This window comes from Candidatus Leptofilum sp., from assembly GCF_965223285.1.
GTDB lineage: Bacteria > Chloroflexota > Anaerolineae > Promineifilales > Promineifilaceae > Leptofilum.
On sequence record NZ_OZ244997.1, the window covers coordinates 576,055 to 600,436 of the forward strand.

General features: G+C 51.3%; 18 protein-coding genes. 10 read left to right on the forward strand and 8 right to left on the reverse strand.

The annotated features are described in order from the left end of the window. Positions 1-65 precede the first annotated feature (65 nt). Positions 66-749, forward strand: coding sequence for a pre-peptidase C-terminal domain-containing protein (locus ACOQPU_RS03145; RefSeq protein WP_420643675.1), 684 nt, complete (start codon positions 66-68; stop codon positions 747-749). A 94-nt stretch (positions 750-843) separates the two neighbouring features. Here ACOQPU_RS03145 and ACOQPU_RS03150 read toward each other — a convergent pair whose 3' ends face one another. Next, the gene (locus tag ACOQPU_RS03150) at positions 844-1,734 is read right to left on the reverse strand and encodes an alpha/beta hydrolase (RefSeq protein WP_420643676.1); all 891 of its coding nucleotides are present in this window, start codon (positions 1,732-1,734) and stop codon (positions 844-846) included. Between the two features lie 61 nt (positions 1,735-1,795). On the opposite strand from ACOQPU_RS03150, the gene ACOQPU_RS03155 reads away from it, so the two are divergent. After that, entirely contained in the window at positions 1,796-2,734 is a 939-nt protein-coding gene (locus tag ACOQPU_RS03155; RefSeq protein ID WP_420643677.1) for a DUF4238 domain-containing protein, read from the forward strand. 17 nt (positions 2,735-2,751) lie between these two features. On the opposite strand, the gene ACOQPU_RS03160 is transcribed toward ACOQPU_RS03155, so the two are convergent. Continuing rightward, positions 2,752-4,566: an ABC transporter ATP-binding protein gene (locus ACOQPU_RS03160; RefSeq protein WP_420643678.1), complete on the reverse strand. Its 1,815-nt coding sequence runs from the start codon at positions 4,564-4,566 to the stop codon at positions 2,752-2,754. 52 nt (positions 4,567-4,618) lie between these two features. Continuing rightward, positions 4,619-6,418 carry an ABC transporter ATP-binding protein gene (locus tag ACOQPU_RS03165; protein ID WP_420643679.1) on the reverse strand — a complete coding sequence of 600 codons (1,800 nt, stop codon included), beginning with the start codon at positions 6,416-6,418 and terminating at the stop codon, positions 4,619-4,621. Between the two features lie 247 nt (positions 6,419-6,665). Here ACOQPU_RS03165 and ACOQPU_RS03170 point away from each other — a divergent pair, with 247 nt between their 5' ends. The 4 genes from ACOQPU_RS03170 to ACOQPU_RS03185 all read left to right on the forward strand — a co-directional run bounded on the left by ACOQPU_RS03170 (position 6,666) and on the right by ACOQPU_RS03185 (position 10,800). After that, the gene (locus tag ACOQPU_RS03170; RefSeq protein WP_420643680.1) at positions 6,666-7,961 is read left to right on the forward strand and encodes an SUMF1/EgtB/PvdO family nonheme iron enzyme; all 1,296 of its coding nucleotides are present in this window, start codon (positions 6,666-6,668) and stop codon (positions 7,959-7,961) included. A 17-nt stretch (positions 7,962-7,978) separates the two neighbouring features. Continuing rightward, positions 7,979-8,842 (forward strand): hypothetical protein, encoded by an 864-nt coding sequence (locus ACOQPU_RS03175; RefSeq protein WP_420643681.1) that lies wholly within the window; start codon positions 7,979-7,981, stop codon positions 8,840-8,842. Between the two features lie 57 nt (positions 8,843-8,899). After that, the gene (locus tag ACOQPU_RS03180) at positions 8,900-9,898 is read left to right on the forward strand and encodes a potassium channel beta subunit family protein (protein WP_420643682.1); all 999 of its coding nucleotides are present in this window, start codon (positions 8,900-8,902) and stop codon (positions 9,896-9,898) included. A gap of 113 nt (positions 9,899-10,011) precedes the next feature. Continuing rightward, positions 10,012-10,800 carry a DUF2071 domain-containing protein gene (locus ACOQPU_RS03185; RefSeq protein ID WP_420643683.1) on the forward strand — a complete coding sequence of 263 codons (789 nt, stop codon included), beginning with the start codon at positions 10,012-10,014 and terminating at the stop codon, positions 10,798-10,800. Here ACOQPU_RS03185 and ACOQPU_RS03190 read toward each other — a convergent pair. Then, positions 10,797-12,989, reverse strand: a complete 2,193-nt coding sequence (locus ACOQPU_RS03190; RefSeq protein ID WP_420643684.1) for a penicillin-binding transpeptidase domain-containing protein — start codon at positions 12,987-12,989, stop codon at positions 10,797-10,799. The genes ACOQPU_RS03185 and ACOQPU_RS03190 overlap by 4 nt on opposite strands. 162 nt (positions 12,990-13,151) lie before the next feature. Between ACOQPU_RS03190 and ACOQPU_RS03195 the strand changes: the two genes are divergently transcribed. Both ACOQPU_RS03195 and ACOQPU_RS03200 read left to right on the forward strand, forming a co-directional pair. Further along, positions 13,152-15,257 carry a thioredoxin-like domain-containing protein gene (locus ACOQPU_RS03195; RefSeq protein ID WP_420643685.1) on the forward strand — a complete coding sequence of 702 codons (2,106 nt, stop codon included), beginning with the start codon at positions 13,152-13,154 and terminating at the stop codon, positions 15,255-15,257. Between the two features lie 185 nt (positions 15,258-15,442). Continuing rightward, positions 15,443-15,835: a hypothetical protein gene (locus tag ACOQPU_RS03200; protein ID WP_420643686.1), complete on the forward strand. Its 393-nt coding sequence runs from the start codon at positions 15,443-15,445 to the stop codon at positions 15,833-15,835. A 55-nt stretch (positions 15,836-15,890) separates the two neighbouring features. On the opposite strand, the gene ACOQPU_RS03205 is transcribed toward ACOQPU_RS03200, so the two are convergent. The 4 genes from ACOQPU_RS03205 to ACOQPU_RS03220 form a co-directional block, all read right to left on the reverse strand. Beyond that, positions 15,891-18,347 (reverse strand): Lon protease family protein, encoded by a 2,457-nt coding sequence (locus ACOQPU_RS03205; protein ID WP_420643687.1) that lies wholly within the window; start codon positions 18,345-18,347, stop codon positions 15,891-15,893. Positions 18,348-18,369: 22 nt separating this feature from the next. Next, entirely contained in the window at positions 18,370-19,311 is a 942-nt protein-coding gene (locus ACOQPU_RS03210) for a universal stress protein (RefSeq protein WP_420643688.1), read from the reverse strand. Between the two features lie 276 nt (positions 19,312-19,587). Further along, a complete protein-coding gene (guaD, locus tag ACOQPU_RS03215; protein ID WP_420643689.1) occupies positions 19,588-20,958 on the reverse strand; it encodes a guanine deaminase in 1,371 nt (456 codons plus the stop codon). Between the two features lie 137 nt (positions 20,959-21,095). After that, the gene (locus tag ACOQPU_RS03220; RefSeq protein WP_420643690.1) at positions 21,096-21,875 is read right to left on the reverse strand and encodes a CPBP family intramembrane glutamic endopeptidase; all 780 of its coding nucleotides are present in this window, start codon (positions 21,873-21,875) and stop codon (positions 21,096-21,098) included. 257 nt (positions 21,876-22,132) lie between these two features. On the opposite strand from ACOQPU_RS03220, the gene ACOQPU_RS03225 reads away from it, so the two are divergent. Continuing rightward, positions 22,133-23,647: an ATP-binding protein gene (locus tag ACOQPU_RS03225; RefSeq protein ID WP_420643691.1), complete on the forward strand. Its 1,515-nt coding sequence runs from the start codon at positions 22,133-22,135 to the stop codon at positions 23,645-23,647. Continuing rightward, a complete protein-coding gene (locus tag ACOQPU_RS03230; RefSeq protein WP_420643692.1) occupies positions 23,644-24,324 on the forward strand; it encodes a response regulator transcription factor in 681 nt (226 codons plus the stop codon). Before ACOQPU_RS03225 ends, ACOQPU_RS03230 begins: the two co-directional genes overlap by 4 nt. Positions 24,325-24,382: the final 58 nt, after the last annotated feature.

Genomic DNA, 24,382 nt, shown 5'->3' on the forward strand with positions numbered 1-24,382 from the left:
TTATAATGAAGCTACGCAGTGCAATATTAATATCTCGTAGCTTGCAAATAGTAAAGGGAACTTTGATGATACAAACAGTGGCTTTGGTAGCAACGATCATACTCAGTTTGATCGTGTTAGGTTTTGCGTTGTATGTGCTCGTTTTGATGTATCGGGAAAAGGGAATCGGCCATGCTTTGCTGGGTTTTTTCATCTCACCCTATGGCTATTTTTGGGGCTGGTTCAATGCCGGTCGGCTCAAAATTATAGATGTCATGATTGCGTGGACGGTTGTATTCATTTTAAGCATTGCTTTCCCAGTGATTATTAGCGTACAAGAGACAGCCAAAGCATTTTCGGCCTTTGATTCCAGCGATTTTGTGCTGGACGAAAATGGGGATGGTACTTTTGTTTTTACCAATTCAGACTCCGATTTAGCGTTAGGCAGCGAAGATGCCGTTCTTAAGGGATCAATTCAGGTGGGTGGCCGGGTTAATGACGAAATCACCGATTTGTTTGAGGTTCACAGCTGGACGTTTAACGGCACCGCCGGACAAACAGTGACCATACAAGGCAATGCAGCTGGGGGCGATTCAACCGATCCACGCGTTAATTTGCTGGGGCCAGATGGCAACTTTCTTGTTGGCGATGATGATACTGGCGATGATAATAACGCCCTCATTTCATCATTTACGCTGCCATCTACCGGCCAGTACACCATCCAGATTGATACTTGGCAGACGGGGCGTTATGAGATAGTTCTTGAGTAGTTTAGAGCGACATTATTGGCATGACAAACCGCTGAGGGCGCAGAGCATATTTGTTAAAACTCTGCGCTCTCCGCGTTCTCCGCGGTAAATGCTTTTAACCAAACGCCCAGCGTAGAAAGGTGGGGAAGACCTGGGACCATGTATCGTAATTGTGTCGCCCGCCGGGAACTTCCACATACACAACGTCTCTGCCTCGCCGAAAACCAATTTTTTCCAGCTCATCAATCAGTTCTAGCGTGTCCTGGATGGCGTCAATGAGGCCGTTGTTGTCTCGGTCGCTGGCTTCATCCTGGGTGGCGGCTTCAAACCAGAGGTGCAGGGCGGGTTTTTCGGCCGTTTGCTTCACCATTTCGTGGGCAATGAGCTGGTTGGGCGGCATTCTTGTTTCACTCTCAGCCGCCCGCCACCAGAAGGAGCCGGACATCACCCCCACCACGCCAAACAGTTCTGGCTGGTTCCAGGCAATGTCAAAAGCAGACAAGCCCCCCAGCGAGACGCCAAAAATGCCGATGTCGGCAGGGTTGTGGCTGGTGCGGAACTGCTGATTGATGGCGGGCATGAGTTCGGTGGTGAGGAAACGGCCGTACTCTCCAGCCTTTGTTCCCAAACTTTGGGCATTGGAGCAAACGGCCGTGCCGTACTCCTGTAAACGGTCCTCATTGGTCGGCACCGCCACTACGATAATTGGCGGAATTTGCCGCCGCTGGAACAGCCTGGCCAGCGTTTCCCGAATCTGCAACGTTTCCTGGTCCTGCCCGTCGTTGACGTAGAGGGCGGGGTAGCGGCGGTTGGCTGCTTGTGTGTACCCCGGCGGCAAAAAGACGGTAATCTCCCGGCCGTTGCCCAACGTTTGCGAGCTAAAATCTGGCAGCGTGACGATCTCTACAGTTGCAAGGAAGGCTGCACGCCTCCTTTTGGTTTCGTAGAGGGTGAGGATGATTAGGAGGGTGAGAACGGCCGTAATTAAAAAAGAGAAGTCAACCATAAAATGCTTGTATAATTGAGTTTGCTTTGAATGACAATTGAATTGCCCTTAAAGAAGATAAATGACTAATAACCGAAACCAACACACTGTACCACAGGTATATTTGAAACGTTTTGCCAACAATGCATCACAATTGTATGTATTTGACAAACATACGAAAAGCTCCTTTGGCCCAACAAATGTAAGGAATATTGGTGCAGAACGTGATTATTATAATGTACCTGCGCCTAGCGAAACTACAGATTTTGATACCCAAATTGTTGACAAAATCTTGCAGGCTTCGGAGTCAGAATTTGGCATCTTATTAGATAAAATCACCGAAAATTTGAGAACACGGATTACAGACAAACAAAAAGAACATTTAGCTTTTCATTTAGCACTTCAGATTATGAGGACACGGGAGTTCAGGGCTAACTATATTGAACTCTCAAAGATGTTTCTCCAAGAGATTTCTGAAGCGTATCTCAAATCTCAAGACATTGAAGCTAATGTTCAAGTATCTATTAAATTTGAAGCTGTTGCTCATGGACAGATGGTGCTTGGATCTCCCTTGCTTTCACGATTAACTTCATTTTTGAGTAATTGTATTTGGTTTTTTGGGATAAACGAAACAGAACAACCTTTATACACATCAGACAATCCGATTGTAAAGAAGAATCATCTTCCGAGTAAATTGCGAGTAGACGATGGCTGGTTATCTCCTGGTATTGAAATAACGTTTCCAATTACTCCAACCATAATTTTGAATATACATAGTCGGAAAATGTATGAGGTTTCGAATCTCACGAAAAAATTAGCAGATGATTTGGATGGAAATTTGATTAAACTCGAAAGAGAAAACGTTACTTATTACAATTCTTTACAAGTTGTGTCGAGTTACCGGCAAGTTTACTCCAAGTCACAAGATTTTGAGCTAGCTAAAAAGATTTGTGAAAATAATCCAGAAATTTGCAAACTAGATCGTGCTAGTTGGAAGAAAATTAAGAACGGTGACAAATAAGCTTACTTGTTTCTCTTTTATTCGCTAACGGCCGTTTCCATCTGCCACAATTGCTGCATTTCTTCACAACGAGCCAGTAATTCTTCAAGCGTGCCTTCGTCTTCGATACGGCCGTCTCGCAACACAATCACATGATCCGCCCGGCGCAACGCTGCCCGCCGGTGGCTCACCACCAAACAAGCCTGCTTTTCTTTGTTTCCTTTGCCACTTTGCGCCTTTGCGTCAAAAACACGTTCCCATAATATTTTTTCCGTCTCGACATCCAACGCACTCGACAAATCATCAAAGACCAACAATTCTGGCTGGCGCACAAACATGCGGGCGGCGGCCACGCGCTGCGCTTGCCCACCAGACAGCCGCTGCCCGCGCGGCCCCACAATGGTGTCTAGCCCCTGCTCCATTTCGGCTAAATCTTGCTCGAAGACGGCCGTTCGCACCGCACCCATCACATCCACGGTATCCTCCGGCAGACCCAGCAAAAGGTTGTCCCGAATGGTCTCGCTGAACAGGCGCGGAATTTGCATGGTGGTGGCTACGCGGGGTGGGATCATAAAATTGGCGGGGTCTGGGACGAGACGGCCGTTCCACACAATCTCACCACTGTCTGCCGGGAGCAACCCCAGCAGCACCTTCAGCAGCGTCGTCTTGCCCGCTCCGATGCGCCCCGTGATGACCACAAAATCCCCTGCCTTGAGCGACAAGTTGATGTTGTGAATGCCATTCTGGCTGCCGGGGTAGGTGAAGCTGAGATTATTCGCCGTGAGTTTTGTCAACTGATGCTCGGCTGATTTTGTCATGTACGGCAGCGGCGGCAGCTTGCCATCCAGGTGTAGTTTTGCCGGGGCCACAACCTGGCCAACTGGCGCACCCTGCATCATCATTTCCATGCGCTGCGTAGAGATGCCCGCCTGCTTGTAGCTCGTAATCATCCGGCTAAAAATGCGGAAAAGCTGCGTCACCGGCCAAATGTACGCCGCAAACAGGGCAAAATCCCCCAGCGTAAACGTGCCCAGGTACATTTGCCGTGCCGCCAGCAGCAAAATCAGCCCCATCCCCAGCTCAATCGTGCCCGTGCTGAGGGCATCTACCAGTTGAATGATCAGCTTGTCGCGCACCATCGTCTGTTTGCGCTGCTCATTAATGTCTCGGAAGCGGTCAATCACCCGCTCTTCGGCGTTGGCTACTTTAAGAGCCTGGGTGCTGTTGAACATATCGGCAATCATGCCCGTGACCTGGCTGGTGGCCTGGCGGCTGGCTTTGCGATACCGTTTAGCACGCTCCCCCAGCCGCTGGGCAATGCCCACCACAATCAGCAGCGGCACAAACGTCCCCAGCGTCACCGGTACGCTGATTTGCAACATGATGGTTACCGAAATGCCCGCGCTGATGAGCAGCCCAATCACATCGTCCACGGCGACGATGGCCATGAGCAGTTCGTGGGTGTCGTCGCGGAAGGTGCTGACGGCTTGCCCGGTGGACATGCTGCTGCCGTCTTCATTTTGGGGCAAAGGGCGGGAGCCGGGCATTTGCAGCACCCGCGCCAGCATGTTGCGAATCAGCAGATCGAACGAGATATATTGAAAGTTAATAAATGACCAGCCCGCCGCCATTTGGGAGGTGGCAACAATGACGGCATACGCGATTTGCAAGCCCACAATGGGCCATAGCGGTAGGGCAAAGCTGGCTTCCCCGGTGAGGCCGTTGAAAAAGGCACGCAAAATTAGTCCCAGCGCGGTGGTGAAGGCAAAATGGATCGAAATGGTGATAATGTCGGCGGCGTAATAGTTGGGCGTGAAGCGGATGAGCCGCCAATAGTAGGTGAGTGTGTTCATGGTTTTAGTAGGGGAGATTAGAGATCGGAGATTCCAAATTTCTAATCTCCATTTAGGTGATTGCCTCCTCCAATCCCGTCACTAAAAGTTGGGCAAATTGGGAGTTGGGATCGGCGGCGAGTTGGGCACGACGGCCGTATTCCACAATACGGCCGTTGCCCAAAATCAGTATCTCGTCGGCGCGCTGCACGGTAGCCAGCCGATGGGCTACGATGATGCCGGTGCGGTTGGCCAGCAGCTTGTCAATCGCTTGCTCAATCTTCTGCTCCGTCACCGGGTCTAGCCGGGATGACGCTTCATCCATAATGACCAGGCCCGGATCATCCAAAAAGACGCGGACGAAGGCCAGCAGCTGCGCTTCGCCAGCAGAAAGACTGGCGTCTCCTTGCAGTGGGGAATCGAGGCCGTTGGGCAGGCTGTCCAGCCAGGGCATCAAACCCAAATCATCGAGCACTTCCAAAATACGGCCGTCGCTAATACGGCTGTTGAACAAAGTTAGATTATCCCGCACGCTGGCGTGAAAAAGCTGGACCTCCTGGGTGACGAGCCCGATGTGGCGGCGCAGCTCCGCCTGTTTGGCGTCCCGCAAATCGAACTGATTGCGGCCATTGCCCAACAAAATCGCCCCGTCGGTGGGGTCGTAAAAGCGGAAGAGCAGCTTGGTGAGGGTCGATTTGCCGCTGCCGGTGCGCCCCAGCAGCCCCAGCACGGTTCCCGGTGCGAGACGGAAATTCACATCCTGCAAAATCATCGTGTCCGGGTCGTCGGCGTAGAAAAAGGAGAGGTGGTCAAAGGTGATGGCCAGCGGCCCGGCGGGGACGTTGACTCCAGGGCCATCGTGCATGGTGGGCTGCTCCGCTTGCAGCGCCATGATGCGGCGAATGCTGGCGGCGGCGCGCTGCAAATCTTCCACCTGGCGGTTGATGCGCCAGAGCGGTTCTTTAATAACGTCGATATAGTAAAAAATGAGGTAGATGCCGCCAATCGTTAGTGCGCCGTCTTGAAACAAGGTCGTCCCAAAAATGTGGGCGGCGATGTAGGCCAGGGTAAACACCCCTAGCGGCATATTCCAGACGAACACGTTGACTTTGATGGCGTGGCGCATCCGCAGCCACCGTTCGCGCCCCAGCCGCAGCATCTTTTGCATGATGTACGGTTCGGCAGCGGTGGTGCGGATCGTTTCTGCGCCGGTGAGCCACTCTTCCAGAAAGCCAAACAGGGTCGCTTCGGTTTGGCGTAGGGCCTCCCAGCGGGGCACGGTGAGGGTGCGTAAATAGTTCAACGCCAGCACGCCGAGGAGGGAAACGGCCGTTACCGACACCCCCACCCGCCAATCCACCAGCCACAGCAGCACAATCACGCCGACGAGCAGTAAGACGTTGCTAGTGAGCTGGATAAACAGCTGCGAAAAGAAGTTGGCCAGTTTGTTCACGTCCCCATCCACGCGCTCAATCAGTTCACCCGGCTTGTGCTGCTTGTGGAACGCCATGTCTAGCCGTAGGCAGTGGAGGGCTAAATCAGCCCTTAAGGCGTTGGTGGCCGTCCAGGCCACGTTTTCACCGACGTACACTGCCGCCATCGTAATCGCCTGTCGCACAATGGCCACGCTCATGAACAGGGCGGCCGCTCCCAGAAGATTGTTGAGACCTTGCTGGAAAACGGCCGTTCCACTCTCGACTGGTTCACTGGCCGTATCAATAAAATATTTCACGATTTGCGGATTGGCCAACTGTAAACCAATGCTCACCAACAGCAGGAACGCCAGCCACAGCACCGCCTTCTTTTGCGGTTTTAGGTAGCTAGATAGCAACTCCCAATATGGTTTGAGGGGTAGTTTGATCTTTTGTAGCATGATTTGTTGGTGTCTCTTCCGACAAAAAAAGCCCCGCGATTGTGCGGGGCAAGGTTTTGCAGCGATTTTACCTGTGGGGGAAACGGCCGTCAACCGCTTAAAAAGCAATCACGAATTTGACTTATGGGCGAATATCGTGAAACTTGTGAAGACAAAAAAGAGGTGGTCTTATAAAGAAAATCCGATAAGATCAATATTAGTCCAAGTTCCCAGTTAGAATGCCTCATAATAAAATCGACTAAGTATTATGCCTGAAGTAGATAACTTGAAGAAGCAAAATGAACTCTTAAACTTGATTATTGACCGCTTTAACAAAGAAGAAATTAAAGCTCTTTGTTTTAAGATGGGCATTGATTATGAAAATTTTCCAGAAAATAAATCAGGTATGGCGAGAGAACTTGTAGCTTATTGCAGGCGACAGGGCAGACTCAACGATTTAGAGCGAGCAATTGGTGAAAAATCTAGCAATTATTCAGACAGCTTCAGCCAAGTGACAAGACGAGATGACAACCAAGGTCAGGTGAGGAAAAATGAGACAGTTACCAACTCCGTACTTAAAAGAGACAGAAACCTTCCAGGAAAGAAGTTTATAAGTGTTGCTTCCGTATTAATTCTTATCCTCGGTGTGATTGCTGATTTATTTGGTGTTTGGGATGGTGTAAAAAAAATTTTTATTGACGAGGCAGAATCGACAACACCAACAATTTTATCCACTGAAATTGAAACCCCATCATCTGATTTTGAGCAAATAAATCCGACATTATCAATTAACACCCCGACTGTCGTCCTAACTACTCCAAACGCTTCTGCTGCTATTCCGACCCCGATTGAACAACCTACGGATTCTACACAAAATTTTGTACCCATAACAATGGTAAATAATGGGTATGTTTTTGTTCAAGTTCCAAGCGGAACATTCCAAATTAACTCGGCTGATTACTTTGTTGAAGAATTTTGGATTGGTAAGTATGAAATAACGAACGAGCAGTTTGTTACCTTTTTGAACCAGGTAAAACCAACAAATAGCTGTTTTAATGATAGACCTTGTCTAGATTATCCATCTCCGAATTTAGCAATTTATTTGGATGATGGAATTTGGCGAGCAGTTGAAGAAGAAAAAGATCATCCGGTCGTTGAGGTGACATATGAAGGTGCTCGGGAATTTTGTCAGAAGGTGTTTGAGAATGGAGATTTACCTAACTATTTCCAGTGGGTCAAAGCCGCCTCCTGGCATCCTGAGACAAATGAAACCACTACATTTCCATGGGGTAATGATCAGCCAGATCAATTCGTGGCAAATTTTGATAAAAACAATGATGGAACTGTGCCAGTAAATAGTTTTCCACCTGGTCAAAGCGTGGTGGGAGCGTTTAACATGAGCGGTAATGTGTGGGAATTTGTTGCCGTGCAAAGCAATTCTCTATTGAGATGGATGGGTGGGGGGTGGCGCAGCCCAAAAGGCAGCATCAATGTGTTTTCAGCAGACAGTGGGAGCATTGTTTCTGAAGATGATATTGGTTTTCGTTGTGCTAGTGAAGAATGATTTCAAGGAGTTTTTCAATGATCAAGCTTAATCAAAACGGCTTTATTAAATTTATTTATTCCATCTTGTTTCTACTGTTCGCAATAGGTTGCACTGCGAATAATGATTATGACGAATTGGCAAGCCAAGCAACAATAACGGCTTTAGAGCTTGAAAATGAACGCCTAAGAAACAATAGGGAAGATAATCAGCCACCTTCTGAACAAGCTACATCTACTCCTCAAGCTACATTTACGCCGGAACAATCTGTTCAAGAGCCTGAAAACATGAACCCTGATGAGCAAAATTCGGATAGTAGCGACGAAGAAGATGAAGTTGGCAATATCACCATTCCAGACCCGGTTCCTACACCAGATGAAGACGCACTCTTTTTTGACGATTTTAGCAACAATGATAATGGTTGGAACTTGGGCATAGTTGATGGGGGTTCAGTGTCTTTTACGAATTATGGACTAACGATTATTCATTCGGAAAGTGATAAATGCATATTTGTTGAAACGCCAAATTTTGACACGCCGGACAATTATTCGATCGAAACGACAATATATGTGAATGATCTAGACAAAGGTCACTTTGGATTTGCCTTTGGAGGAAAAACATATGGGGTTGGGTATGATGGCAGAAATCATATTGTTCATATTTGGGATGGTCAAGGTTCACACGATGTTAAGGATGAAGCATTTTGGGGGCAAAATTCATCATTCTCATTACGTATGGATGTATCTAGAGGAAACTATAGCCTCGTTGTAAATGATGATCCTTTAAGCACAACCCAGTTTATACCCACAGGAAATACCATATCTCTTTTTAGCTGTCGGTGGAGATTAACAAGCGGTAGTAATCAACAGGTAAGTTTTGATAATGTGCGAATTTCCGAATAAATTTGCCAAAGGCACAATCCATTTATGTAGGATTAAGAAAATTACAAGGAGTATTTGATGGAATATCGTCGATTAGGGAAATCTGGCCTGAAGGTCAGCGCATTGTCGTTTGGTTCGTGGGTGACGTTTAGCACCCAGGCCGATGTAGATTTAGCGGCCGAGATGATGAAGGTAGCTTATGATGCAGGCGTAAACTTCTTTGACAACGCGGAGATTTATGCCCACGGAAAATCAGAAGAAATTATGGGTGCGGCTCTCAAGAAATTGGGCTGGCGGCGGGATAGCTACATCGTTTCTAGTAAGGTGATGTGGGGTGCCATCCCCAATCCGGCACCGACGCAGCGTGGCCTCAGCCGCAAGCATATTATGGAAGCGTGCTACCAGGCATTAGAGCGATTGCAGGTGGACTATCTTGACCTCTATTTCTGCCACCGCCCAGACCCGGAAGTGCCAATGGAAGAGGTGGTGCGCAGCATGAATACGCTCATCGAGCAGGGTAAGGTGTTTTATTGGGGCACGTCGGAATGGTCGGCGCAGCAGTTGATGGAGGCCCATAGCGTGGCGCGGCAGTACAATCTCATTCCACCCACGATGGAGCAGCCCCAGTATCATATGTTCCATCGCTATCGGTTTGAGGTGGAGTACGGCCGTCTCTACGACACCATTGGCTTAGGCACCACCATCTGGTCACCGCTGGCTTCTGGTTTGCTCACGGGCAAGTACAACAAGGGCATCCCCGAAGATTCGCGCTTGAACCTGCCCGGCTACGAATGGCTCCGCAGCATGTTGGAAAGCGAAGAAGGGCAAAAGCGGCTGCAATCTGTTCAAGAACTGGTGCCGATTGCTGAAGAACTCAACACAACCATGCCCAAACTAGCCATCGCCTGGTGTTTAAAGAACCCCAACGTCAGTACCGTCATCACTGGCGCATCTAAAGTGTCGCAGGTGAAAGAAAATATGAAGGCTCTGGATGTAGTGCCGCAGCTCACCGACGACGTGATGGAAAAAATCGAGGCTGTTTTGGACAACAAGCCACAGCCGATGGATTTCCAATAAAATTATGTTGCTCAGGTGCCAGTCCGTTCCCAAACTGGCTGGCACCTGAATGCAAACATGATGTTTGGGGATTAAACAACGTGTTACCCATTCCTTTATCTCCCCACAAAACAATGAAACCACTTAAATTCACCCCAGAGATGCTGACCAGAAAACGGCCGTCTCGCCTCGACATAGAAACCACGTTAGCCCACTTTGCCATCATCACTTATTTGGTAGAGCCAGATGCGCTTCGTCGGCACATTCCCAAACGGTTTGAATTAGATTGCATCACAGCTCCGGATGGGACGCAAAAGGGGTTGATTTCTACTGTGCCCTTTGTGGATCAGGATTTTCGCTTTGTGCGTTTTCCGTGGGCAAAATGGCGATTTGGCCAAACAAATTATCGTGCTTACGTTACCGATTCTGAGAGTGGCGAGCATGTGGTCTGGTTTTTTGGCACGGCGTTAGATTCTTTTTCAGTAAACATTCCCCGCTATGCCTGGAAGCTCCCCTGGCACCGCGCCAGCATACAATTTGATTCCCAATACGACACAAACCAGCAGCGCTACACAAAATATGGGCTGGTTGCCCAAAGTAGCTGGGCACCTGCCACGCTAGAACTTGAAGATTCAGGCGAACCGGTTCAAGTGCTGACTGGATTTCCCAATCTTGAAACCGGGCTGGTTTTGTTGACACATCCCCTGCGCGGTTTTTACTATCGTCGAGATGGCAAAATTGGCAGCTACACGATCTGGCACGACAAGCTGAAAATGACCGAGGGGCGTATCGTCGCGGCGAGATTTCCTTTGCTGCAACGGCTTGGGCTTGTCCAAACAGATGACCTAACCACCATTCACAGCGTCTTGATGCAGCCTGAGGCCCACTTCACTGTTTACCTGCCGCCTGTGGCCATTGGTTAATTTATTTGCCAAGGGAAGGGCGTCACGGGCGTGATGCCGTAGTACAGCTCCACCAGGCGGCGGAAGAGTGGGGCAGCAACAGCCGAACCTTCTCCCCCATGCTCCACAATCACAGCGATGGCGATTTCTGGCTGGTTGGCAGGGGCGTACCCTACAAACCAGGCGTGTGAATTGCGCGGGGGGGCTTCCGCTGTACCTGTTTTGCCCGCAACCTGGAGCGGCAGCCCCACAAATTGATGTGTGGCCGTGCCGTTGCTGTCGTTGGCCACCTTCCACAAACTTTCTTGCAAGATGGCTAAATCCTGTGGTGAAAGCGGCAGTTCACCGTTGATTTGCACCGGGAACGGCTCTTCGGGTGCGCCGCCACCCGCGCCGATGCGATCAATGAGGGTGGGGCGATGAAGCGTGCCGCCATTGGCAACGGCCGCAATCAAATTGGCCATTTGCAGCGGCGTCACCTGCACATCCCCCTGGCCAATGCCCATGTTGACGGCGTCGCCGCGCACCCAGCCCTCACCCCGCACGGATAGCTTCCATTCGGGGCTGGGGACGGTGCCCGCAGCTTCTACCACCCCGACGACGCCAGTTGGTTGCCCCAGGCCAAATTGCACGGCCGTATTCGGGAAAAAGTTGGGGTCTACCGCATCCATCTCAAACGCGGCATCGTAAAAGCAGGAATTGCAGGAGACCACAATCGCTTGTTTGAGGCTGATACGGCCGTGTCCGCCATCTCGCCAATCGACCTTGATAAACTCATCTCCCAGCCGGTTCCACACCCCAATGCTGTTGTAAAAGGTGTCTGGCGTGTACAGGCCGCTGTTGATTGCCGCCGTGTAGGTGACCAGCTTGAACGTCGAACCGGCAGGGTACACACCCTGCGTTGCCCGGTTCAGTAACGGCCGATTGGGATCGTTAAACGCTGCCCCCAGCGCCACGGCCGAATCCTGGGCAAATGGATCAAAAATGCGCGGATCGTAGCTGGGGTAGCTGGCCATCCCCAGAATTCTGCCCGTGTTTACCTCTAGCACCACGGCTGCACCTGCCTGTAACCCTAATGATTGAATGGCTTGGGCGAGGGCTTGCTCAACGGCCGTTTGATATTCTAAGTCCAGCGTCGTGTAAATGCTGCGCGCCTGCTTTGGCTCCTGTTCCTGCACGGTGGCAATGTATTCACCGCTGGGGCCAACGACATTGAGCGTGCCGCCGCGCTCCCCGTTGAGATAATCTTCTCCCCAACTTTCTAGCCCAGCCAGACCCACAAGCTCATCTCCCGCAAAGCCTAGTGCCTGATATTCTGCCAGCTGTTCAGCGGGAATGTAGCCTGTATAACCGATGAGGTGGGGCGCCACGCCCGAATCGGCAAAGAGTCGCGCCAAGCGCGGCTGTGGCTTAGCCAAGCCTTTGCCAATAAATGGCTGAATGGAGGGACCAAACTGCTGCATCGTTGCTTCGGTCACGTCGCCGATGGGCCAATACCAATCTGGCAGGGCCGGGGCGTAAATTTCCTCAATTTCTTCTGGCGTGAGGTTGAGCATGGGGCTGAGGGCGGCCAGCATGGCGGGTTCATCTTCAATTTGGCCGGGAATAACGCCCAGCGTGAGGATGGTGCCCTGGTAGGCCAGTGCCTTGCCGTTCACGTCGTAGATGTTGGCGCGGGCGGGGATGCGCTGCTGCATCACAAGCGTGTTGCCCCCGGCCAGTTCTGGCAAAATCAGCCCTTCATCCCACACGACACCCCAACGGCCGTCTTCAAATGCCAGCGGCACCGTGTATTCGCGGATGATGGTGCCGACTGCGGCCGTTTGCCACGTCACGCGCACCTGCATTTGGGCCGTGTTGCCGTCCTGCAAAGTACCCAGTGCTTGCGTGCTTATCTGCGTGACGGTAGCGGTGTTCATTGCCTCCTCATACCGGCTCACAAACGAGAGGCTATCTACCAAAGCCTGACTGCTAGGCGTAAGAACGCTGTACATGCCAAGAAAATCATTTAGCTCCCAGGCTTTATAGAATGCCAGGCCAATGCCGTTGGCATCATCACTGGTGGGTATTTCGGTGGGGCGAGGGGTGTTGGTGGGCAACGGGGTGAGCGTAACAAGCTCGCTGGAATCTTGAATAGGTGGGATGATTCCGTCGGAACCACAGGCAACCAGCAAGGCAAAGAAGAAAAGCAGGAGTAGATATTTTTTCATAGATAAGATTGAATTATAGCGGAGTGTCGTGCAGACAAAAAAGATTATCGGGATTGCAGATTAAGTTTTAATTGTCTCATCACGTTTAAGAATTTCATAAGGATTTTTTCACGCGAACCGTAGGCAGTTGGGGTATGCTTGGCCGAAACTTGGAGTGTGATCATGAAATTACGGCCGTTTCCCATCCTCATCCTCTTGCTTACCTGGCTGGCCGCTTGTGGGCCGCCACCTGATGATGCCGAAACCCCAGTGGCAACGGCCGTTGCTACTGAACCCGTCAACCTCGCTGAAAATATTCCGGACAGCCCACCGCTTACACCCACTACCTTCGCCACGCAGGAAACACCTGCAACCGAACCAACCCCCAATACACGCCCTTTTGCTGGCACCGTGCCCGCCCCTGACTTCGCGCCTGGGTTGGATTGGCTGAACGTAGAACGGCCGCTTTCACTGAGTGAACTACGCGGCAAAATTGTGTTGCTGGACTTTTGGACCTACGGTTGCATCAACTGCATTCACGTCATTCCGGAACTGAAGCGGCTGGAAGAAAAATTTGCCGATGAGCTGGTAGTCATCGGCGTTCATTCTGCCAAATTCAGCAACGAAGGCGAAACAGAAAACATACGCCAAATCATTCAGCGATATGAGCTAGAACACCCGGTCATCAACGACAATAATTTCGAAGTGTGGCAAACATATGGCGCCAACGCTTGGCCCACGTTTGTTCTCATTGATCCAGAAGGCAACGTGCTGGGCTTCCACGCTGGCGAAGGCATTTATGACCTGTTCAACCAGGTGATTATCGGCATGGTGGCCGAGTTTGACGCCCGCGATCTGATTGACCGCACGCCGCTGGAGCTTAAGCTGGAGCAGGAAAATCTGGCAAATTCGCCGCTGCTCTTCCCTGGCAAGGTGTTAGCCGACGCTGAAAACAATCGCCTCTTTATTGCCGACTCCAACCACAACCGGATCGTCGTGACGGATTTGGATGGGGTGGTGCAGGCGGTGATTGGCAACGGCCGTTCTGGTCTACAGGATGGCAGCTACGAAACCGCTCAATTCTTTCGTCCTCAAGGCCTCACCTTGGCAGATGTCAATACGTTGTACGTGGCAGACACAGAAAACCACGCCATTCGCAAAGTGGATTTAGTGGCAGAAACGGTGGAGACGGTAGCGGGAAACGGCCATCACGGCAGCTTTGAACTGTTTGTGGGGGAAGGAACGGCCGTTGCCCTCAACTCTCCCTGGGATGTGCTGTACCTGGACGGCATCATCTACATCGCCATGGCCGGGCAGCACCAGCTTTGGCAATATGATCCCACTACTGAAATTGTGAAACTGTTTGCCGGGTCTGGCTACGAAGAATTGACAGATGGGACACTTTTGCAGGGCGGCCTAAACCAGCCCAGCGGCTTGGCTACCGACGGCCAACTCCTCTACTTCGCCGATAGCGAAGCCAGTGCCATTCGCTCCGCCAGCCTGGGTGGCGCGGGGGAGTTGCAAACCATTGTGGGGACGGGCTTATTTGACTTTGGGGATGTAGACGGCAGTGGTGACGAGGTGCGGCTGCAACATCCCTTGGGCGTGGCGTATGCCGATGGCCTGCTGTACGTGGCTGACACCTACAACAACAAAATCAAGCTCATTGATCCGGTAACGCGCAGTAGTCAGACGCTATTCGGCAGTGGCGAAGATGGCTGGCGCGATGGCGACAAGCCGCTGTTTGATGAGCCAGGTGGTCTTAGTCAAGCCAATGGCTTGCTCTACATCGCCGACACTAATAATCACGTAGTTCGCATAGCCAATTTAGAGGCGGGCAGTGTGAACACATTAGTCCTGGCCGATCCGCAAGGTTTACTGACGCGCGTGACTGATGGCAACTTTCTGGGCAAAACTATTACGCTGGAACCGCAAATCGTTGCTGCGGGAGCGGGCAGGCTGCATTTACACATTGAGCTGCCTGATGGCTACAAACTCAACGATACTGCTCCGTTTTTAGCACAATTTTCAGCCTCGGGGGAAGCGGCCGTTGCTGAAGAAGCATCTACAATTCAGCAAGCTGCCCCCAGCTTGCCGCTAGAAATTCCGCTGACGCTTGGCGCGGGCGAACTTCAGGCTGATCTGGTCATCTACTACTGCGAAGCAGAGGCAGAGAGCCTGTGTTTTTTAGAGCAAGTGCGGCTGCTGCTGCCGCTAGAGGTTGCCGAAACAGGCTTTACCGCAGTGGAAATGACACACACTATTCCCTCGCCATCCGTGGACAATTAGCCGTCAGGTTCAGCGTTTAAGGCAAGGGTCTGTTCCCCTTCAAATGAAGATGACCAAAATTGGTGATAAACATCATGCTGATTTGATGCTGGAATTTACTTGCACACGCAGCCATCACTTGCGTACGCTGTAAGCGTAAGTTGACCCTGTTTGTGATAGCAGGCCACATGGCTTGCAGGAGGCGAATGATGAAGGTCAAGTACGCTTTGATAGTTGATGTACTGATTTTACTGGTTGTGGCGATTGGCTGCTTGTTTGATATGGCCTGGGTACACAACATGCTGGGTATTTCCCACGCTCCGGAAAATGTTTTCCTGTGTCAGCTATTGGGAGCGGCCGTTTTTGGTTTGGCTCTGCAAAATTGGCTGGTGCGCAACGTCACTGATTTAGAAAAGCTGCGGATTATCTTGTTGGCAAACTTTGTAGGGCATGGAGCTGCGTTTGTGATCTTCTTGGCCAGTCGGTTAAGTGGGGCAGGCGATGCCACCATGTGGCTGGCAATCGGCTACACGCTGGTGGCAACCTTGACATACGGTTACTTTTTAGATCGGCCCCAGGCACAAGCAAAACATGCTTAGTATCCATTCGTAAATAAAATGTGGGATTGGCGAACGGATACTTAAACGGCCGTTCTCAGGCGACATGGTTTTCTGTAACGGCGGCCGCTTTGGATTTCCCGTTTGATGAAGCGGGTGCAGCAAACGTGCGTGCTTTTTCTGCCAGTTCTGTAATTCGGTCAATGATCCGAGCATTGAGGCTGCCGGTGGGGTAGTTGCCAGCTTCATCTCGTTCGCCCGTGGGCATCCCGGTTAGCAGCGCAAGGCCCTCATCAATGTGGCTAATGGGGTAAATGTGGAATTTCCCAGCTTGAGCCGCTGCCACTACATCTTGGTGCAGCATGAGGTGGGGCACGTTAGCCGCCGGTATTAACACCCCTTGCTCACCCGTAAATCCCCGTGCCTGGCAAATATCGAAGAACCCTTCAATTTTTTCATTGACACCGCCGATAACTTGTACCTGACCTCGCTGATTGACTGAACCAGTAACCGCCAAGGATTGTTTGACTGGCACCCCGGCTAGCTCAGAGAGCAGAGCGTACAGTTCAGCAGAGGAGGCACTATCTCCTTCTACGCCCCCGTAGGATTGCTCAAAAACGAGGGTGGCCGACAGCGATAACGGCCGTTCTGCTGCGTAGCGTGCGCCCAAAAAACCTGCCAAAATCATCACCCCTTTCGAGTGAATTGGCCCGCCCAGCTCCACCTGTCGCTCAATATCGACTACCTCTCCCTTACCCAGCCGTACCCTGGCCGTAATGCGATTGGGCCGCCCAAAGGCGAAATTGTCCAGCATAATGACCGAAAGCCCGTTCACTTGGCCAACGGCCGTTCCCGATGTGTCGATCAGAATAGTGTCGCGCAAAATATTTTCTTGAATGCGCTCCCGAATACGGCTGGAGCGGTACACCTGGGCATCGAGTGCTTTTTGCACGTCCGTGGGGGTTACAAATTCATGCTGGGTCTCGCCTGCCCAATAGTTCGCCTCTCGCAGCAGGTCGCTAATGCTTTGCATGTGGGTGGTCAGTTTCGTGGCATCTCCTGCCAGCCGGGAGCTTTGTTCAATGATGCGGGCCACCGCCTGTTTGTCAAAGTGGCGCAGCTTTTCCTTGCGCGCCAGACTGGCAATGAGTGCCGCATAGGCTTGACTGTTTTCCCCGTCTCGCGGCATCTCATTTTCAAAGTCGGCCGCCACCTTAAACAGTTCACCAAAGTCTGGATCATAAGTACACAGCAAATAATAAAGCTCCCGGTCGCCTGTAAGAATCACTTTGGTGTTCAGGGGAATTGGTTCTGGTTCCAGCGAGACGGTGCTGATGTAGCTAAACAGTTGCCCAACCGATTCCATATGGATTTTTTGGCCGCGCAGGGCGCGTTTTAACCCTTGCCAGGCAAAAGGCTGCATCAACACCTTGCGGGCATCTAAAATGAGATAGCCACCATTGGCCCGATGCAGTGCCCCGGCCTTGATGAGCGTGAAATCTGTGAGTAACGTGCCCATTTGGGAAATATGCTCCACGCGGCCAACCAGATTTTGGTAGCTTGGCTGGTCTTCAAAGATGACGGGCGCACCGTTCGTTTGGCTATTGTCCACCAGCACATTGACCTGGTAGCGGGTGACGATGCCTTTTGGGGGAGTACCAGAGGACGCGATGCCGGGCGGCGTTGAGGGCGAAGGCTCGTCTCTTTCAATGAATTCAGTGACGTTGGTGATCACATCTTGTGCCACAGCTTCCAGGTAAGCCAGCACATCTGGCAGTGCTGCATGTTTTTGGGCTAACTCGTCAAACAAAGGTTTAATGGTGGCAGCGGCCGTTTCTTCTTGCAGCTTCTTCAATTTCTTTTGCGTTTCACGATGCCACTGCGGTACCTGCTGGATGATGGCCTGTAATGTGGCTTGCAGCTCGTTGATTCGCTTTTCAATCTCTGCTTGTTCATCTGGAGAAAGCTGGCCGAATTTCTCTGGACTGATGACTTCTCCATCATGCAGCGGGGCAAAGCCAAAACCGGAAGGCGTGTTGACGATTTTGATATTGGTGGCCAGGGCTTGCTCTTCAAACTGCTTGAAAGAGTGCGATTCCTGCTCTTTTAGTTTTTTTAGGATGGCCTTTTTTTGGGCCATGTTGTCTTCGCTGTTGAGGGCTGCGGGAATGACGGTGAGCAAATCTTCAACAAGGCGTTCCATATCATGCCTAAACTGTACGCCTTGTCCAGCCGGGAGGTGCAGGGCGTTTGGGCGGTGTAGCTGCGTGAAATTGTTGACATAACACCAATCATTGGGCGTAGATTCTGTGGGGGCGCGTTGGGTGAGGTATTGGTTTACGGCCGTATGCTTGCCCACCCCGTTAGGCCCCAGCGCATACAAATTATATCCATTGTGTTGAATGCCAATGCCAAAGCGGATGGCCTCCACTGCCCGGGTTTGCCCAATAATGTCGTTCACGTTTTCTAATTCGGCCGTGGTGGCAAAAGCGAACTGTGCTGGATCACACTGCCGATACAGTTGTGGGGTTGTTAATGGTTGCGGAACTGTCATCTCACTTTCTCCAAGGAGCTGCCTAATGGTGGTTGCCGTTGCTGTGGCTTTCTTGGCTAGGGAAATTTGATGGACGAACCATGAGGACGTTGCAGGTTGCCCGCCGCAGCACTTTTTCTGTAACGCTGCCATAAACCCAGCGGCGTAGGCCGGTACGGCCGTGTGTAGCCATCACCACTAAATCCACAGCCTCAGCTTCAACAGCTTTTAAGATTTGCTCGGCAGGGTTGCCAGACAGTGTAACCAAACACAATTCTTGCGTGGTAAGATGCTGGTGCTTTTGCACAATCTGGGTCAGGTAATTTTCGGTACGATAATAAAAACTGTCGCGTGCCTGGCTGCCCAGGCCTGCTTCATGGTTTTCCAACTTTGACACAAATTTGGGATCAAGCTGTTCAGCCTGCACAACAGATAGCAGGGTCACGGCTGCGTCGCAGCAGTTGGCTACTGTCAGCCCCGGTGCAAGTGCCTGTTCCGATAAGGGTGAGCCATCCAGCGTAATGAGAATGTGGCGCAACGGCCGTTCATCACGAACAACCAAGACGGGGCAGGGGGCACTGCGCAATACCTTTTCGGTAACGCTGCCCAAATACCAGTGTGAGAAGCCACTGCGGCCGTGGGTAGACATGACGATGAGATCCATCTTTTGGGCAACGGCCGTATCCACAATAACGCTGGCTTCATCTCCGGCTTCTAAATGGCACTGTATGGCCAAACCGGGCTTCTCGTACCGTGCTTTTACAAGTTGCAGATAGTTTGTTAACGCTTCTTCCGTATCGGCCATTGACTGCTCGGGCCACAAAAGCCCATAACCGGCGCGATCTTCTTTAAACAGATGGCTTAGATAGGGAATGCTCAACAGCCAAATCTCTGCCTGAACAGCTTCTGCCAGCAGGACAGCTGGTTTCAGGGCGCGTTCAGCCAAATCAGAACCATCTAATGGAACCAATATTCTTTGGAACATATCGCCCCCTTTGCCTGTAATGGGCAACGATTTGGTTTACAAATTCAGAAACCGCTTGCCGAATACAGACAATTCTCAAATGTAGAAGAAACGAAGTGCCAAGCTAAAAAATGGGGGTCGGGGCAGGCATGTGGGCAAATGTGGTGGCGACTCCCACTGAAAAATGAACCCAAAAAACTATATACCCATCTTAAGCAGCGAGGAAACAAAACCACAAGTGACAAAAGACAGTTCCGGCACAGATGAAGATAATTTGTGCGGAGATGAAGCGATAGATTACGCTTGCTGATCCACGCCGCCGATCAGCTTCCCCTGCACCCACACCTTGCGAATATTTTGGCGGCTGGCATTGTAAATAATTTTTTGCAGGACATCTTCCCCCTTATCCAGCTCATTCCAGACCACCAAATTACTGTTTGCTACCCTGGTGTCAAGTACAAGGGCGTCAAAGGCATACCCCTTTTTGAGCAAGCCAATGTTCAAATCCAACGCTTTGCCACCACCAGTGGTTGCCATCCAGAAGGCTTCCTTAAAATCAATCCGGCCGGCTGACACGCCGCGCTCAAGCTGGGGTAGCGATTTATCCACACCCCCCTCCAGGTAGCGTGAAGCGGTAACGGCCGCATGGCAATTTTGCAGCAGCGAAGGGGTTGCCCCGCCCGCCACGTCAGTTCCAAGCCCCACATCTAACCCCAAATCGAGTGCCCGCCGTGCCGGGAAGACGGCATCGGCAAAATAGGCATTGGACAGTGGGCAATGGGCAATGCCGCTGCGCTGCTGTTTAATCGTCGCCATATCGTTTTTGTTTATAAAGCAGCTATGGGCCAGGATGGTTTTGTTGGTCAGTAGCTTGAAATCGTTCAAGCTGTCGGTGTCCCGCTTGCCGTGCCGATTGAGTACATAGTTGTGCGCCCAATCACTTTCTGAGCAGTGGGTTTGCACATGGCAATGATATTCGGCCGCCAGTTCGCCCAGTCCGGTTAACATCTCATCTGTGCAGCTAGGGATAAATCGTGGCGTAATCACGGGCAGCACCGTTTCCTGCTCATTGCCCGGCATCGTGCGCACATACTCAATCAGTGCGCGGGTATCGGCCAGCCCTTGCTGTGCGGATGAATCACGATAATAGTCGGGGCATTCATTCGGGTTATCCATTGCCACTTTGCCAACCAGGGCGCGCTGCCCCTTGGCCAGGCAGATGTCGGCGAGCAGCTTGGTGGCTTCAAGATGCACGGTGGCAAAATATACGGTTGTGGTGGTGCCGTTGGCGATGAGGGTGTCTACCAGTGAGGCGTATACTTTTTCGGCAAAAGCGAGGTCTGTATATTTGGCCTCCAAGGGGAAGGTGTACTCCTGCAACCAAGTGTACAGTGGGAGATGCAGTGCGTTGCCCGCCTGGGGCCATTGGGGGGCATGAACGTGCAAATCTATCAGCCCCGGCAGGAGGTATTGCCCTTCCGCCAGCTCGATTAGGCTGTTGGCGGCAACGGCCGTTTGCTTCACACTTTCATAGCTTTCTACCTCAGGGGAATGCACGCCAGCAATACCCCCGGCCTCATCCACCACAATTAAGCCGTTTTCGATGATTTCTATCTCACCGCATGCCGGTGCATGGATGATGGTGCCGCAAATGGTAAATGGATTCATAGATTGTCCTTGCTCCTTTACTTGGCCGTACGTATATGAAAATACGAGCAGGATTATACGCTGATGCAGCAAAAACGGCCGTTTCCACACCGGAAACGGCCGTTTTTTTTGACTTTGAGCCTACGGAAAGCGGTGAATTAACTTTCTGAAATCGCAATGTTCTCTGGCATGAGAACCTCGGTAACACCAGTTCCTTTTTTGAACATCGTATGCCGATTTAGAACAACGACGACCACTGCCACGATGGCGATAAGGAGGTGGTCCCAGGGTTGCGCATCGGGGAAGATGGGGTTCATCATCTGAAAGTGATACAGGTAAGCAATCAACAGGCTGCCGCGAGAGCTATTGAACAGGGGTGTGAGGATGATGGAGAGGGCAATGACCCCGCCAAAGTATGGTACGGCTGACCATGCTTCGTACTGAAGTCCGCTTATAAAGAAAGCCGGAATATGCCAGGCGGCCCAAATGATGCCCAGGAGTAAGCCAGCCCAAAAAGGTGCCATCTTGCGTTGCAGCAGCGGCAGCGCAACGCCGCGCCAGCCGAATTCCTCGTTTGTGCCCAAGAGGAAAAGGGTTTGTATCAGTGCTGGGAATACCTGATGCCAGGGGGAAAAGGGAAACGGATCACCGATGGTACCGTTCAGTGCTGCCCCCAGGTAAATCAGGGCAGGATAACCCAGAAGCAAGTACAGCCACCACGCCAGAGGCATCCGCCACAAGGTCAATCGCTTAAAAAAGCTGCGCAGCCCTGTCAATCCATAATGTCGCCAGACCATGAATATGCCTGCAATGCCGGGCGCATAGACCGCGAGAAGAAATACAGGGGTGCTAAATCCTACAAAAATTAGCACTGCGGCGAGGCTCCAGGTTAGCCCGAATGAAATCGCCAGGAATGCAATGAGCGTTTTCATTGTCATAGGTGTTGATTTCAAATTGCTATGCGTTGCTGATTTTCTCAAGTTGATATTCATTGTTGTTCCTCCAATTAGGGTTAAGTAGTTTCTATTCTCTTTCCGGCGGTAAGCGATGAGAAATCAGTTGGCCGGTCGTTAAAAAAATAGTAGGGGATGTTGGCATCCACCACATCGACTCTTTGCCCATTGTCCCACTTGCCCTTTCGGGCATTGCCCCCTCGGACAATGGTTACCGCAAAGGAAAAGGTTACAATGGTGCCATGATGACTCAACTACGCGCTCGGTGGCGTCGTTTGCACTGGAAGCTCACCTGGAGTTACACGTGGGTGGCGGCATTGTCGTTTTTAATTATTGAAACGGCCTTGCTGGTATTGCTCATGGTTGTGCTAGGGTTTAATCCATTGCGACCGAACGTTCAGGTGTTAAGTGACATTTTTGCTCCGGTACTCACGGACGACATACGGCCGTTAACCATGGCTCATCTACGCAACAATCCAGTGGATAAGGCCGCGCTGCAAGCTGATTTAGAGCAGGTTTTGGGCAATGAGCCTCTAACCACTTCCCAATCACTATTTGAAATTGAGCAGTTTGCCACTGTTTTTATACTTGATGCGCAACAGCATCTATTGGCATCAACACCTCAATTTACGGCCGTACCGCCAGACGGCCGTATCTTTGACCCCACATTACTTACCGGAGACGACAGCCTCGTCCCGCTGCTCGCTGCCGCTTTTGCTGGCAACAACAGCTTTGAACAACCCTACACACAGGAGACATCGGAAGCCCTCTATCTTGTTTTTGCCGAACCACTGCTGGAAGCGGATGGACGTTTACTAGGCGTGGAGATTGCTATCATGCGCACGCCGACGCCGGCAACCATATTACTACTGGCAATTGGCGTCATTGGCGGTGGCCTGACCATTTTTTCTCTGGCAGCGGCATTAATGGGGACATTGTTTGGCTGGCGCACAGCACGGACGCTTAGCGGACGACTGGCACATTTGTCACAAGTTTCGGCCGCTTGGGGTCAGGGCAATTTTGAACAGCAAATTCAAGACGATGAAGCAGATGAAATTGGGGAACTGGGAGAAAACCTCAATCGCGTGGCCGCTGATTTGCAAACGCTCCTATCTGAAAAAGAGCAAATCGCCGTTTTGGGAGAAAGGGATCGTATGGCGCGTGAACTGCATGATACGTTGGCGCAGGGCGTGGCTGGATTGGTGTTGCAGCTAGAAGCCGTCAAACATCATCTGAACGAAGGCGAAGTTGCTGAATCGCAGCTGATTGTAACGGAGGCGACCACGCAGGCGCGGAATGCGTTGCGCAGTGCCCGAGGGGCGATTGATGATTTGCGCAACGCGGCAATGCTTGCGCCTGATTTTATTACGGCCGTTTCTCAACGAGTCCAAAAGTTTGGCTTAACCAACAATCTTATGGCTGAACTGGATGCACAGCTGCCAGATTCGCTGCTGTTGTCACCGACGACATCCTTCCATGCACGGCGCGCATTATCCGAGATGCTCGCCAACGTGGCCCGACATGCGGAGGCTGCGTCAGCGTGGGTAAAATTACGATTGGATGCTGACAGTTTGTTGATTGAGGTAACGGATGATGGGGTTGGGTTTGATCCGGAAACGGCCGTTCGCCCTGGACATTACGGCCTTATAGGTTTAAAAGAACGGGCGCGGCTTACTGGTGGCAACTTTTCCATCAAGAGTTCAGAAGGGAAGGGCACAACTGCCCTACTACGATTGCCATTGGAGGAAACAGGATGAGCGATTCCATTCGACAAGCTCAGGACAAGCCTATTCGCGTTTTAATTACCGACGATCATTTTGTTGTCCGTCAGGGATTGCGACTTATCTTGAAAACGGCCGTTGACATCGAACTGGTGGGCGAAGCCGAGAATGGCGAAGAAGCGTTGCAATTAACGGCCGAACAGCAGCCTGATGTCATTCTTATGGATTTACGCATGCCGGTGATGGATGGGTTAACGGCTATCGAACAGTTAGGCCAACTGCATCCACAAGTGGCAGTCATCATTCTCACTACTTACAACGAAGATGACATGATGCTGCGCGGGTTGCAGTTGGGCGCGCGTGGTTATCTGCTCAAAGATACGGATCGAGAGACCTTGCTGAACACCATTCGGGCGGCAGCACGGGGCGAATCTCTCTTCAAACCTGAAATCTTACAGCGTGCATTTTCAATACAGGCAGCATCATCGTCGATCAAGAAAACAGTACCAACCTCAGACTCTGTTCAACTGACGCCACGGGAATTAGAGGTGCTGCAAGCCGCCGCTACCGGGGAACGCAACAAAGAAATTGCCCAACAGCTGAACATTTCTGCGCGAACGGTGAAGGCGCATTTGACGAGTGTTTACAACAAACTCGGCGTGGATTCGCGGGCAGCCGCCATTGCTATCGCTGCGAAAAAGGGATGGTTGTAGTTTGTCTTCAACGCTAAATGGCGAAAGTGGAATAAAAAAACGGCCGTTTCCACACCGG